This window comes from Nannocystis pusilla (genome assembly GCF_026626665.1).
GTDB lineage: Bacteria > Myxococcota_A > Polyangia > Nannocystales > Nannocystaceae > Nannocystis > Nannocystis pusilla.
On the sequence record NZ_JAPNKE010000002.1, the window covers coordinates 738,799 to 751,589 of the forward strand.

12 protein-coding genes are annotated in these 12,791 nt (G+C 73.7%); 7 read left to right on the forward strand and 5 right to left on the reverse strand.

Translation table 11 applies throughout. From position 1 onward, the window contains the following. Positions 1 to 192 precede the first annotated feature (192 nt). Complete coding sequence (locus OV079_RS03465; protein WP_267766205.1) at positions 193 to 774, forward strand: outer membrane beta-barrel protein; 582 nt, start codon at positions 193 to 195, stop codon at positions 772 to 774. Further along, positions 717 to 1,418 carry an outer membrane beta-barrel protein gene (locus tag OV079_RS03470; protein ID WP_267766206.1) on the forward strand — a complete coding sequence of 234 codons (702 nt, stop codon included), beginning with the start codon at positions 717 to 719 and terminating at the stop codon, positions 1,416 to 1,418. Before OV079_RS03465 ends, OV079_RS03470 begins: the two co-directional genes overlap by 58 nt. Before the next feature lie 94 nt (positions 1,419 to 1,512). Here OV079_RS03470 and OV079_RS03475 read toward each other — a convergent pair whose 3' ends face one another. The 3 genes from OV079_RS03475 to OV079_RS03485 form a co-directional block, all read right to left on the reverse strand. Beyond that, positions 1,513 to 2,424 carry a hypothetical protein gene (locus OV079_RS03475; protein ID WP_267766207.1) on the reverse strand — a complete coding sequence of 304 codons (912 nt, stop codon included), beginning with the start codon at positions 2,422 to 2,424 and terminating at the stop codon, positions 1,513 to 1,515. Positions 2,425 to 2,488: 64 nt separating this feature from the next. Then, a complete protein-coding gene (locus OV079_RS03480; RefSeq protein ID WP_267766208.1) occupies positions 2,489 to 2,989 on the reverse strand; it encodes a hypothetical protein in 501 nt (166 codons plus the stop codon). Between the two features lie 82 nt (positions 2,990 to 3,071). Next, positions 3,072 to 3,635 (reverse strand): hypothetical protein, encoded by a 564-nt coding sequence (locus tag OV079_RS03485; protein ID WP_267766209.1) that lies wholly within the window; start codon positions 3,633 to 3,635, stop codon positions 3,072 to 3,074. A gap of 257 nt (positions 3,636 to 3,892) precedes the next feature. Between OV079_RS03485 and OV079_RS03490 the strand changes: the two genes are divergently transcribed. The 4 genes from OV079_RS03490 to OV079_RS03505 all read left to right on the forward strand — a co-directional run bounded on the left by OV079_RS03490 (position 3,893) and on the right by OV079_RS03505 (position 9,298). Next, a complete protein-coding gene (locus OV079_RS03490; RefSeq protein ID WP_267766210.1) occupies positions 3,893 to 4,930 on the forward strand; it encodes a hypothetical protein in 1,038 nt (345 codons plus the stop codon). Between the two features lie 47 nt (positions 4,931 to 4,977). Beyond that, complete coding sequence (locus tag OV079_RS03495; RefSeq protein ID WP_267766212.1) at positions 4,978 to 6,243, forward strand: RNA polymerase sigma factor; 1,266 nt, start codon at positions 4,978 to 4,980, stop codon at positions 6,241 to 6,243. A gap of 34 nt (positions 6,244 to 6,277) precedes the next feature. Further along, positions 6,278 to 7,057, forward strand: coding sequence for a hypothetical protein (locus tag OV079_RS03500; protein WP_267766213.1), 780 nt, complete (start codon positions 6,278 to 6,280; stop codon positions 7,055 to 7,057). Positions 7,058 to 7,606: 549 nt separating this feature from the next. After that, positions 7,607 to 9,298 carry a serine/threonine-protein kinase gene (locus OV079_RS03505; RefSeq protein ID WP_267766214.1) on the forward strand — a complete coding sequence of 564 codons (1,692 nt, stop codon included), beginning with the start codon at positions 7,607 to 7,609 and terminating at the stop codon, positions 9,296 to 9,298. 3 nt (positions 9,299 to 9,301) lie between these two features. Here OV079_RS03505 and OV079_RS03510 read toward each other — a convergent pair whose 3' ends face one another. Then, complete coding sequence (locus OV079_RS03510; RefSeq protein ID WP_267766215.1) at positions 9,302 to 10,117, reverse strand: DoxX family protein; 816 nt, start codon at positions 10,115 to 10,117, stop codon at positions 9,302 to 9,304. 254 nt (positions 10,118 to 10,371) lie between these two features. Between OV079_RS03510 and OV079_RS03515 the strand changes: the two genes are divergently transcribed. Next, positions 10,372 to 11,565: an ankyrin repeat domain-containing protein gene (locus OV079_RS03515; RefSeq protein WP_267766216.1), complete on the forward strand. Its 1,194-nt coding sequence runs from the start codon at positions 10,372 to 10,374 to the stop codon at positions 11,563 to 11,565. Here the strand turns inward: OV079_RS03515 and OV079_RS03520 are convergent. Continuing rightward, on the reverse strand, positions 11,522 to 12,481 hold the full coding sequence (locus OV079_RS03520; protein ID WP_267766217.1) for a hypothetical protein: 960 nt from the start codon (positions 12,479 to 12,481) through the stop codon (positions 11,522 to 11,524). The two genes, OV079_RS03515 and OV079_RS03520, sit on opposite strands and share 44 nt — an antisense overlap. Between the last annotated feature and the right edge of the window lie 310 nt (positions 12,482 to 12,791).

Below are 12,791 nucleotides of genomic sequence, written 5' to 3' on the forward strand. Positions count from 1 at the left end.
GACGCTCGCCGTCGCGCCTGCGAGCCCGCCGTCCGTCCCTGTCGCGCCGCCCCCTCGTCCGCTGCCGCGCTGCCCCCGTGGGAGCCTGCGGAGACGGGCGACGCCGATCGGGTCCAGGGCGAGCTGCCGGGCACGGACGCGGCGGCGGTCAACAACCCCGCGATCTCGGCCGGTCGGGCCGCGAGCGCGCCGGTGGAGGTGCCCGTAGGTCCGCGCGCGGTCGACGAGGAGCGGGTGCAGAAGGCCTTGCCAGGGACGGACGCGGCGGCGGTCAACAACCCTGCGATCGCCGCCGGTGAAAAGATGGACCCGCGCGGCGCGGCCGGCTGGAGGCCGTGGGAGGTCGGAGGATTCATCGACGTCAACTACGCCTACAACAGCAACAACCCCGACAACCACGTGTATCGCGGCACCAGCGTGCAGCCGCGCACCGGCGAGTTCACGCTCAACCACGCGGTCGCCTATGTCCGCCGCGACGCGGTCCCGGGCCGCTTCTCGCCGCTGTTCGAGTTCGCCGCGCAGGGCGGACCGGCCGCCGACGCCCTGGTGGCCTACGAGCCGGTGGCCGGCGGCGCGAACGGCAAGTTCGCCGGGCCGGAGGTGTGGAAGCACGTCTCGCGCGCCAACGTCGGCTTTCGGACCCGCCACGGCACCGAGGTGGTCGCGGGCCTGCAATTGAGCCCGGTCGGGGTCGGCATTCACTGGAGTCCCTACAATTGGATTACACGGTCACGTGGCAGCTCAACAGCGTGCCGTATTACCTGTCGGGCGTGAAGCTGGCGCAGACGCTCCGCGACCGGCATCAGGTCCAGCTGTGGATCGTCAACGGCTGGCAATTGCTGGCCGACAACAACAAGGCGCCGAGCGTGATGCTCGGCTACACGTTCACCGCCAGCGAGCGCTTCAACCTCGGCGAGTACGTGTGGATCGGCCCCGAGCAGGCCGACATGCGCCCGCGGGCCTGGCGGCTGTTCTCCGACACGCAATTCACCTACAACACCGAGAAGTTCGGGGTCTCCGGCGTGTTCGACGTCGGCGCCGACCCGCGCACCGACCTTCCGCTGTCGCCGTGGCAGATGTGGATGAACGGCGCGGTGTTCACCCGCTGGCGCGTGCTCGGCGAGGCGCGGACCTGGGACATGGCGCTGCGCCCCGAGCTCTTCTGGGACCGCGACGGCCGCATGTTCGGCGTGCCGCAGACGCTCGTCTCCGCGGCGTTCACCAACAACTTTCGCGTGTTCAACAACCTGCTGCTCCGCGTCGAGTACCGCTATGATCATTCGACCAACCGCCACGGCTTCTTCTACCGCGGCGGGGCGATCGCCGACGACGCGACCGGCCTCGCGCGCGACCAACACACCCTGTTCTTCAGCGTGGCCGGCGTGTTCGCCCACCGCTTCGGCGGCCGGCCGAGCTGAGCCGCCGATTCATGTGATGACCAGGGAGACGATGCCATGAATTCGCTGATGATTCTCGTCATGATCTTCGCGGCCTTCGGGATCTACGGCGCGATCAGCGAGCGCAGCGTCGCCGCGCGCCGCCGCGGGCTGCGCGGCGCTCTGACGCGGTCGTCCGCGGCGCGCTCGTACACCGCGCGGGTGGATGACGAGGTGCGCTGAGAGGCCTGGTCGCGTCGAGGCCGCCGGTGGTGTCGCCCTCAGGCGTTCGCCACGATCGCGAACGGCTCCGGCTGGCCCGCGTCCTGGGCCCGCATCTGCAGAGGGGATGCTGGCGCGGAGCGCCGCGGGCGTGCGTGACCACCCCGAGGTCGGGGATGTCGACGACCCAGATGTCGGCCTCGTAGTTGACGACGATCTCGGCGAGCCAGCGCTCGCGCTGGGCCGCGGGCAGGGCCCGCTCGCGCTGCAAGCACGACTCCAGGGCCTGTTGCGCGTCGAAGCCGATCCGGGTCTCCGCCGGCGCCGACGACTCTTCGAATCGCCACAGGTCGCCGGCCGCGAGCGCGGTCAGCCATTTGAGGCGCCGGAGCTGCCAGAACTCCTCGTTGTCCGAGTGGAAGAACCGCTGGGCGCGGATGAACTCGTGGCGCGGCGGCTTGTGCCACGGGCCGAGCACGACCGCGCGCGCCGCCTCCCGCGCGGCCTCGGCGGCGGACAGGGACACGTCGAGGGCCGCGCACACCGCTTCGTCGCAGCCGGGCACTTCGCTGTCCGGGAGCTGATCGCGGATTTGACAGTGCGCCTCCAGCAGCTCGAGCATCGCCGCGCGGTCGGGCGAGCCGGTGGTGACGTGGAGCCGCTTCTGCTCGAGCTCGACTCGCATGAGCCCCGCCGTCGCCGTGGAGACGCCTTCCTGGCGCATCGAGATCGTGATGGCCCGCTCCGCGCAATCGAGGGTGAAGCGCTGCAGGACCCGCTCGGGGGTCTTTCTCAAAAGCACGTCGACGTCGTCACCGTAGTGCATGCGACGCCACGTTAGCCGATCTGCGGGCGGAGCGACCGGGCTGGAGATTGATGTGCGGTCAACGTTAGCGAGCGCCGAGCAGGGCGGCGAGCTGGTCCCACGAGGTCGGGTCCAGCCCGTAGTTCGGCGCCCGCGTGGGTCGACGACCGCCGCCCTGGCCGCCGCCTTGGAGCCGGACGAGCCGCAGGTCGCCGCCGTCGGGGAAGCGCAGGGCGAGCAGGGGCAGCCAGAAGGTGCCGCCGGTGAAGCGGCCCTTCGAGCGGAACACGTACTGTTCGACGCTGGCCTGGACGTCGGCGACGGGGACCCGCCGATCGGCGAGGACGAGCTCGCCGCCGTCGATCTTCAGGGTCGGACCGCGCCGCCACGTGAAGGTGATGTAGAGCAGGCCGAGGACGAAGACCGGACCCGCGAGCATGGAGAGCGCGCCGGCCACCGCCGGGGACGCGCCCTCGAGCGCCTTGGCGCCGATGACCACCAGCACGCCGGCGAGGACCGGGGCCCAGGAGAGGAGGACGATGTCCCAGGTCGAGCGGTGCGGGACGAGCGGGGCGGCGAAGCTCATCGCGTCACCTTAGCGCGACCGGCCCGCGGCGGGCAGGGGCGGGATCGATCGCCGATGCCGATGACGCGCGGGTCGGCGAAGGTCACGCGGGAGCCGCGGGCGAGCAGGACTTGCAAGACGGGTGTTGCGGGGAGCCTTCTTCACAGTGATCGAAGGCGTAGCCGCACGCGAGGACACCGTCGTCGAATTGCCCCCCGTAGAGGCAGAGGTCGGGCCTTTCGAGGCAGGCCGCGACACCGTCGGGATCGTCGAGGCATTCGTCGGGGACCGGCAGACATGCGCCGGGGACCGAGACGTGATCATAGCATTGATAGGACTCGGGCTCGCCGGTGTCGGAGTCGGTATCGGTGTCGTCGTAATCGTCGTCGTAGCAGGGATCCTTGGTGACGAGCTGGCAGAGCGGCGGGCGCATCAGGCAGAACTCGCCCGGCTCGCAGGTCACGCCGCTGCAGCTCACCGGCGGCCAGGCTGGCGCGTCGGTCGTCCCGGTCGTCGAGCCGGTCGTCGCGTCGGTCGAGGCGGTGGAGGTCGAGTCCGTGACGCCGGGCGCCGGGCTGTCCGTGCTGGCGGCTGATTCGATCGACTTGTTTTGACAAGCCGCGCCGAGGACGAGGGTGACGATGGGGATCCGCGACCAGAGCGTCATGTTCAGCCGCGCGACGCTATCATGATGGTGCAGCCAGCGACGGCGGCCGCGGACGCGGGGCCTCGATTCACGGCGAGCATTGGCTGGAGCTCGTCGCGGAGGAAGGGCTCGAGGAGCGACGCGCGCGGGTGACGAGGAGGGTCATCCGTGTCTTCGTCGCCGCGATCGATCGCCGGGTCGGCGAGCGCCCACCGCACGGGGCGGCTCCGCGCGGCGGCGCTCGCCGGTCGACGGGCGCGTGGTATCCTCGATGAACGATGCTCGTGCGCCTCGCCCTCGCGCCGCTGCTCGGCGCGGCGCAGGTGCCCGCGCCGCCCGAGGTCGCGCTCGAATGGCGGGCGCCGGCCGGTTGCCCCGAGCGCGACGAGGTGCTGGCCGCGGTCGCGCGGCGGCTGGGGCGGCCGCTCACGGCCGAGGAGGTCGACGTCGAGGCGACCGTGGTGCGCGAGGGCGGGCGCGGGTTCACCTTGCGGCTGCGGCTGACGGCCGGCCAGCGCGGCGAGACGCGGACCGTCTCCGACCCGTCGTGCGCGGCCCTGGCCGACGTGGTCGCGGTGCTGGTGGCCGCCGCGGTCGAGCCGGCCCGCGTGCCCGAGCCGGCCCCGACGACCCCGCCCGTGCCGGTCCAGCCCGCCGAGCCGGGGCTGGAGCCCGAGGCCGCGCCCCTGCCCGAGGCGGCGCCCGAGTTCGCGCCCGAGCCCGCGCCGGTGACGGACGAGCCGCCGGAGCCGCTCGCACCGCCTGTCTCTTCGCGCAGGTCCAAAAGGCCAGGCGGCTTCGTGCGCGTGCACGGCGGCGGCGAGGTCGGGGCGGTCCCGCGGATCACCGGGGCGGTCGGAGTCGCCGGCGGCGCGCTGGCCGCGCTGGCGCCTGGAGGTGCAGGGGCTGTTCGTGGTCCCGCAGGAGGTCCCGCGCGAGTTGGCCGGGCTGCGGGTCGGGGTGGGGGCGGGGCTGTTCGCGGCGGCGGTCCACGGCTGCGCCCGGCTGGGGCGCGGGCCCGTCGAGGTGCCGCTGTGCGTCGGGCTCGAGGCGGGGGGCATGCGCGGCGAGGCGCGCGGCCTCGTCTCCGGGCGCGCGGCGACGCAGGCCTGGCTCGCCGGCGTGCTCGGCGCCGGGGTCGTGTGGCACGCGGGGGCCCGCTGGGGCGTGTGGGGGGCGGTGCAGTGGCGCTGTCGCCGGTCCATCCGAAGTTCGAGCTGGAGGCGGTCCCCGACCCGGTGCGCCTGTGGGCCCCGTCCTGGGCCTCCGGCCGGCTGATGCTCGGGGTCGAGCTGCGATTCGGAGACCCGTGGTGACGGATCGCCGCGACCGCGGAGAATCGTGGGTACCTTCCGGACCCGCGATGACCCCGCGCGAAACCGCTCACGAGGACGAACCCCACCTGCGTCGCTTCCAGGCGCTGTACCGCGCCGAATTCGCGTTCGTGTGGTCGGCGGCGCAGCACTTCGGCGTGGCGGCCGGGACGGTCGACGACGTGGTCCAGGAGGTGTTCCTGACGGCCTACCGCCGGCTCGACCAGCTGCACTTCGAGGTCTCGCCGCGGGCGTGGCTGTTCGGAGTGACGCGTCGCGTCGCGTTCCGCCACCGGCGCGGCGCGGCCCGGCTGGCCCGCCGTCACGCCGCGTTCGCCGAGCTGGCGCGCCCGCAGGCCGCGGCCCCGCAGCAGCGCCACGACGACGCGCAACTGCTGACGCGCGTGCTCGGCGAGCTGGCCGACGGCACCCGCACGGTGTGGGAGATGACCGAGCTGCTCGGGATGAGCGCGCCCGAGATCGCGTCGGAGCTGGGCCTGCCGCTCAACACGGTGTACTCGCGGCTGCGGCTGGCGCGGCAACAGCTGCAGGCGCTGGTCGCCGCCGATCGCCTCGAGTCGCTGCGCGACGCCACGCGTCAGCGCCAGGCGCCGCCGCGCGAGGCCGAGTCGCGCACGTGGGGCTTCCTGCTGCCGGTCCTCGGCAAGCCCGGCGCGGCGGTCGGGCTCACCGCGTGGGTGTCGACCCAGACGGCCGCGGCGACGACGATGATCGTGGCCGGGGCGGCGACGGTCGGCCTGGTGGTCGCGCGCGAGCCGGCCCGCGCGGCCGACCGCCCGCCGACGGCCGCGCAGGCGCCGGTGATCGCGGCGGCGAAGGAGCCGGCCGGCGCGCCCGAGCCGGCGCCGGTCGCCGAGCCGCCGGTGGTTCCGGTACAGGTCCCGAAGGACATGTCTAAAAAGACATCCTCGGAGCTCGCCGGCGCCCGGCCGCAGGTCGGCCCTGGCGGGGTCGAGGCCGTAGCGAGCGACGCGGGCGCGCGCCTGGCCGCGGAGGTGGCGGCGATCGATCGCGTGCAGGCCCGCCTGGCGGCCGGCGACGCCGCGGCCGCGCTCGCCGGGGTGGCCGAGCACGCGCAGCGGTTCCCCGACGGGACGCTGGCGGACGTGCGCGAGGCGGCGCGGGTCGAGGCGCTGTGCCGCACGGGCGACGAGCCGGCCGCGCTGTCGGCGGCGCAATTGCTGGTGCGCACGTTCCCGGCGTCGGCGGTGGCGCAGCGGTTCGCAAATCGAATCGCTGCGGGCAGTGACGGATCGGTTCGCGGTCGGAGACGAGGAGGCGAGGAATCGACATGAACCACTTCGCTTACGCCCCCGGATCCTGCCCCTCGTGCTCGCGCTGGCCGCGTGCGAGCTGCCGACCAAGCTCGGCAATCTGACCGCGACCGACTCCACCGGCGAAGACCCCGGCACCACCGCCGTCGAGACCGACGGTGAAAGCAGCGCGGGTACGACCGGCGCGACGACCGACGCGACGACCGACGCGACGACCGAGTCCTGGCAGACGGCGACCACGATGTTCGACCCGTCCGAGACGACGGCCGAGGCGACGTCGGCGACCACCTCCGGCCCGACGCCGCTCAACTGCCTCGAGTTCAACGAGCTGGACTGCGTGGCCTCCCCCGGCTGCATGGCCTATTACGGCAGCGCCTACGAGTTCCCCGGTTGCGCGTCGGGCCTGCAGTTCCTCGGCTGCACGGACGAGATCGTCTGCGAGCACGACAAGCACACGTTCTGCCGCGAGGGCACCGACGAGGCCTACGAGGTCCAGGGGACGACCTGCTCGCCGCCGGGGTTCGTCCAGTGCGAGCCGCCGGGGGTCGCGTTCTGCGACACGTGCGGGACGCTCGACGAGGCCGGGTGCCTGGCCGAACCCTCCGAGTGCCAGCCGCTCTACGGCGCGCCGCACATCCAGACGAACGGGGACGTGTGCGCCGATTACACCGCGATGGAGTTCCTGGCCTGCCAGGCCAACGGCGGCGCCTGCCCGCCCTTCATCCCGGTGGTCTGCGACCCCGACGAGCCCGACCAGCCCTACGACTCGCCGTCGGGTTGCGTCCCCGCCGGCTGGGTCGAGTGCGGCGAGATGGGCGTGTCGGGCTGCGATTGACGCGATCGAGCCGCGCGGCCGCGCACGAGGCTGTCCCGAGAGACATTTTTTAAATAGACATGTCCGGAGAGACAGATGAATCCGGACAGGCGCGTGACCGGGCCGGCGATCGCCTGTCCGGAGAGACAGCCCGCTCGGCAATCGTGCATGTCCCGAGGGACAGGGAATGACGAGGTCCGCGGGTGCTCGATCCTGCATGTCCCGAGGGACAGGCACGCGCGAGCGTCCGCGGGGCGCTCGATCCTGCCTGTCCCGAGGGACAGCTCGACGCCCGGCGAGGCGAGCGCCGCGGGCGGCGAGATCCTGTCCTGCGAGACAGGTAATCGCAGCGGGCTCGGGCTCGCGCGGGGCGGGCGATCTTCGCCCGTACGGCTCACGCGGGCGCTGCGCGGCGTGCGCTCGGCGACGCGGGGGGCGCCCGTGGCCCGCAGAGGGGGTCGCCGGGGAACGCCCGGGGAGACGCCGCGGGCCGGCCGAGGGCAGGCGCGCTTCGGTTCGCCCCCGGGCGCGAGCCGGCCCCCTGGCGCCTGTGATACGTTGCGGCTCCCGATGAACGCCGAATCGGCAGGGGCGCACCTCGAAGCATGTCCGTTCTGCGGCGCGGACCACGACGAGGCGACGCTGCGCTGTCCGGCCACGGACATGGTGCTGCCGTTCGAGGGCCGGATGCTGGCGGGCAAGTTCCGCCTCGTCAGCGAGCTCGGGCGCGGCGGCATGGGGGCGGTGTGGCGCGGCCGCAACGTCCACGTCGACCGCGAGGTGGCGCTCAAGCTGATCCTGCCGGAGGCGCTGAAGAACAAAGAGATCGTGGCCCGCTTCCAGAACGAGGCGCGGGTGGCCGCGCGGATCGGGCACCCGGGGATCTGCGACATCCTCGACCTCGAGACGAGCGCGCTCGGCCCGGTGATCGTGATGGAGCTGCTGCGCGGGGAGAACCTCGGCCAGCGGATCGCCCGCGAGGGCAAGCTGGCGCCGACGGTCGCGGTGGCGCTGATCCGCGAGGCCCTCCACGCGCTCGACGCGGCCCACCGCGCCGGCATCATCCACCGCGACCTCAAGCCCGAGAACCTGTTCATCCACCAGCCCGAGACCGGCCCCGCGGTGGTCAAGCTGATGGACTTCGGGATCTCCAAGTTCATCGACCGCGACGGGGCCCTCACCGGCAGCGGCGTGCTCATGGGCACGCCCGAGTACATGGCGCCGGAGCAGATCAACGGGGCCGTCTACGCCGACGCCCGCACCGACATCTGGGCGATCGGCGCGGTGCTCTACAAGGCGATCACCGGCGTCGACCCGTTCACCGCCGCCTCGGTGCCGGCGACGCTGATCGCGATCATCACCGCCGAGCCCGAGCCGGTCGACGCGCGCGTGCCCGGGGTCCCGAGCGGGCTGTCGGCGGTGATCCTGCGCTGCCTGGCCAAGAAGCCAGACGAGCGGTTCCAGACCGCCAAGGAGCTGGCCGACGCGCTGCAGCCGTTCGAGACCCCGGCCGCCGCGGCCTCCTCGCAGGCGGCGGTGTCCTCGCACGCGGCAGTGTTCGCGCCGACGGTCGCGCTGTCGCTGCCGTCGCCGCCGCCGTCGTCGCCTTCGCGCTGGCCGGCGCGGCTCATGGGCCTCGTGGTGCTCGGCGCCGCCGGGTTCGGGGCCTGGTGGTACGTCGGCCGCGGCCCCGACGCGCCGCCGATCGAGCTGCCGACGATCGTGTCCGAGGCGCTCCGCACCGTCGATCCCGCGCCCGCGCCTCCGCCCGACCCGACGGCAGGTGGCGCGGTGGCGACGCCGCCGGCGCAGCCGGTCGTGGTGCCGCCCACACCTGTCCCCGAGGACATGGCCCAAGCGCCAGCCCCGGGCGCGACCACCGGCGAGGAGCCGGCGCCCGCGACGACCACGACGCCCCCGCCGACCGAGGCGACCCCGCCGGCGACCCCGCCGCCGCTGATCGCGTCGGGCGACCTGGTGACGCCGTCGGCCCTCGGCAAGGCCGGCAACCAGCACTGGGCCAAGGAGTACTGCGCGGCCCTCGACAAGAACAAGTACCTCGGCATCGCCCGCTGGAAGCTCGCCAACCCCAACGAGGCCAAGAGCTTCGCCAAGGTCGCGGGCATCAAGCCGGGCGGCTACTGGACCACCGCGGCCCACCGCGGCCGCGCGCTCGTGGTGTGGCTGCCGAAGGGCAGCCAGACGTCGGTGCGCGTGACGACCAAGGCCGCGCGCCCGCTGTGCGTGGCGGCCAAGCCCTGACGCTCACACCGCGCGCGGGTGGCGGAGCGGGAACAGGGCCAGCAGGCGATCGTCGCGCAGCAGCATGCCGAGCCACACGATCACGCCGAACACGATCGTGAAGGCGAACGACGAGCCGTGGACGACGTGGACCGCAGTGGCGCCGCCGAGGTAGCCGGTGAGGAGCACCGCGCCGAGCACGGCGGTGCGCGGGATTGCGAACAGGAGGGCGCACGCGGCCTCGAGCGTGCCGAGGGCGAACAACGTGTCGGGCGGGAAGCCGAGCGCTGCCGAGGCGGTCACGACCGGCTCGGGCTGGATGAACTTGCCGACGGCGTCGGCGAGGAGGAACAGCACCGGCAGGGCGCTGAGGATGACACCGGCGCGAGCGCGCTCTTGGCGGACGAGGTCTGCATGACAGGTCTCCTGAAATGTGGGGGGCTGGTGAATGAGGGGAGTCGGCGATCGGACGTCGCCCGGCCCGAACATCTGGCGGATCTCGCACTCGCCGGTGTAGGCGTCGCCGAGCACGCGGGTGTGCAGCTGCATGAAGCGCCGGCCGAGCTCGACCGCCTCCTCCCTGGTGCGCGTCTGCACGATGGCGAAGCCGCCGATGATCTCCTTGGCCTCGGTGAACGGGCCGTCGGTCACGGTCAGCTTGCCGTCGGCGGCCCGGATCTTGGTGCCCATCGCGGTCGGCGCGAGGCCGCCGGTGTCGAGCAGGACGCCGGCCCGCATCGTCTCCTCGATGAACTTGCCCATCTCCTCGACCAGCGCGGGGCTCGGAGGGACGCCCTCCTCGTAGCTCCGATCGGCCTTCATCATCATCATGAATCGCATGCGTCGAACCCTTTCGTGGCCGGCGGCGCCCGGTGGGGTCGCCGCGTCCGGCCTTCATGACCACGTCGAACGAGGCCGGCGCGGATCGACACGCGCCGGCGAATTTTTCGAGATTTCGTAAATGGCGAGGATGACAGGCGAAATCGGGGCGCGCGGAGGGGCTGCCGGCGCGCCGGCGATCTGTCTCGAAGGCCATGTCGTGCGCGGGACCGCGGCTTGTCGCGGCCGGTGAACCGGGCGATCCTCCGCCGGTCATGACCGCCAGCCACGAGGAGTCACCGGGGTCCGCGCTGTTCGAGGCCATCCAGCGCGGCGAGCTCGACGCCGCGGTGGCGCAGGTGCAGGCCGAGCCGGCGCTGGTCCACGCGCGCGAGCCGGCGCTGGGCAGCACGCCGCTGATCTTCGCGGCCCACCGCGGGCAGCTGCCGGTGGTCGCCGCGCTGCTGCAGGCCGGCGCCGACGTCCACGCGCGCGAGGCGGCCAGCGACACCACGGCGCTGCACTGGGCGGCCGAGATGGGCATCCCCGCGGTGGCCGAGCTGCTGCTCGCGAACGGCGCCGCGCTCGAGCACCGCGATCGGTGGTTCGGCCTGACGCCGCTGGGCTGGTCCCTGGTGGTGCGCTGGGCCCCGCAGGGCCACCAGGACCGGCCGGCGGTGACGCGCCTGCTGCGGGCCGCCGGGGCGCGCGAGGACATCTTCACCGCGCTGCCGTCGGGGCTCGGCGCGATCCGGGCGGTCGCGGAGGCCGACCCCGGGGCGGTGGCGCAGCGCATGGGCTTCGTGTCGGCCAGCATGACCGCGCTGCACCTCTCGGTCGCGCGCGGGCTCAAGAACTCGCTGACGCTGCTGGTCGAGCTCGGCGCCGACGTCCACGCGCACACCGACGACGGCCTCACGCCGCTGGCGCTGGCGCTGGCCCGCGGGGACGCGGCCCAGGTCGAGCTGCTGCGCGGGCTCGGGGCCGGCGAGGACGTGGCGACCGCGCTCGTCACGGGCGACCTGGCGACGATGGCGGCGCGGCTGCGCGACGAGCCGCAGCCGCCGGCGCTGCTGGCCGCGTGGTTGGCGCTGACGGCCAAGAACGGGCGCGTGGAGGCGATAGGGCCGCTCTTGCGCGGCGGGGCCGCGGTCGACGCCCGCACGCGCCGGCTGCTCGGCGAGACGACGGCCGAGGTGACCGCGCTGCACCTGGCGGCCCGCGAGGGCCATGTCGCCGCGGTGGAGGCGCTGCTGGCCGCCGGCGCCGCCGTCGACGGCCTCGCCGGCCCCGGGCTGCCGACGCCGCTGCACGTGGCCGCGGGCAACGGCCACGTCGAAGTGGTCCGAGAGCTGCTGGCCCGCGGGGCCGATGTCACCGCGCGAGAGGCGGTCTACGGGGCGACGCCGCTGGAGTGGGCCGAGTTCAACGCGCAGGACGAGGTCGCGGCGCTGCTGGCTGGCGCTTAGAGCATGTTCTCCTGGGCATGCTCGATCGGGCATGTTTTTGGAGCATGCTCGATCGGGCAGGCCGAAACAGCGGGCCGCGGCGCCGACGCAGGCCGCCGGCGGAGCCGGGCCGACGTTCGTGCCCGGTGTTTTCAAAACATGTCCGCAGGGACATGCGGTCGGGCTCGGGCGCGCTCAGCCGCCGTACTTGGCGACGCAGGCGGCGTGACTCAGCTTCGGCGCGCGGATGGCCCCGCCGGCCAGGCGCTCGCCGTCCGGGTCGAGGTACACGCGCGCCGCTTCTGCGCCCGGGGCAGCCGACGTGGACGTTGAACACGAACGCCCCGTCGGCCTCGGCCTGGAACCAGTGGACGTTGTCGCGGCGGTCCGACACGGACGAGTGATCGCCGGGCTGGAACTCGCGGTCGATCGTCGGGCGGATGACGTAGTGATCGGCGTGCCTCTCGAGCCGATCGTAGTGGCGCCCGCGCCAGCGGCCCGCGAGCACGATGAAGGCGGTGCACAGGTCCTCGTGCCCGTGGGGGACGATCGCGCGGCCGCGGCGGCAGCCGAACACGCGCTGGCCGAAGCCGAGCCGCGGGACGCCGGCCAGCGCGGCGAGGTCGACGTCGAGGCTGCGCGCGCCGGTGTCGGGCAGCGACGCCCGGGCCGCCAGGGCGTCGAGATCGACCGCGGCGTAGAGGTCGGCGAGGTCGACGCGGCCGCACAGGTCGTCGAGCAGCCCCTGGAACTCGCGCTCGCCGATCTGGCGGCCGCGCAGGGCCCGGGTCATCTCCGACAGGTCCCGCAGCCAGGCGTGGAGCGCCGGCCGCAGCGGGCCCGCGACGACGTCGCGCGACCCCAGCAGCTGCGCCAGACCGACGGTGGCGAGCGCGGCGAGGGCCTGGCCGGAGAGGGCGCGACGGGTGAGGGGCATGCGGGGCCGCCGCGAGTATACCGGAGGTCGTCGCGGGCGGAGGGGCGCGCGTGCTCGCGCCCCTCCGGGCCGGACCCGCCCTGCTCGCGCGCCTCGCGGGCTGCTGCGATGATTCGCGAATGATCATAGTCGAAGGCCGCCGCGGCGGTCCGCGTCGTCGGCCCGCGTCTGCCGACGCGGCGACCGTTCACGCGCCGGCGATGTCGACGCGCCCGCCGTTCGCGGCTCGCGGGTGGCGCGGCCGCCAGGGGTGACGCTCCGACGAAGTGGCAGATCGGGCCATCGTGTCGCGCCGGGAGCGGCGTGATCC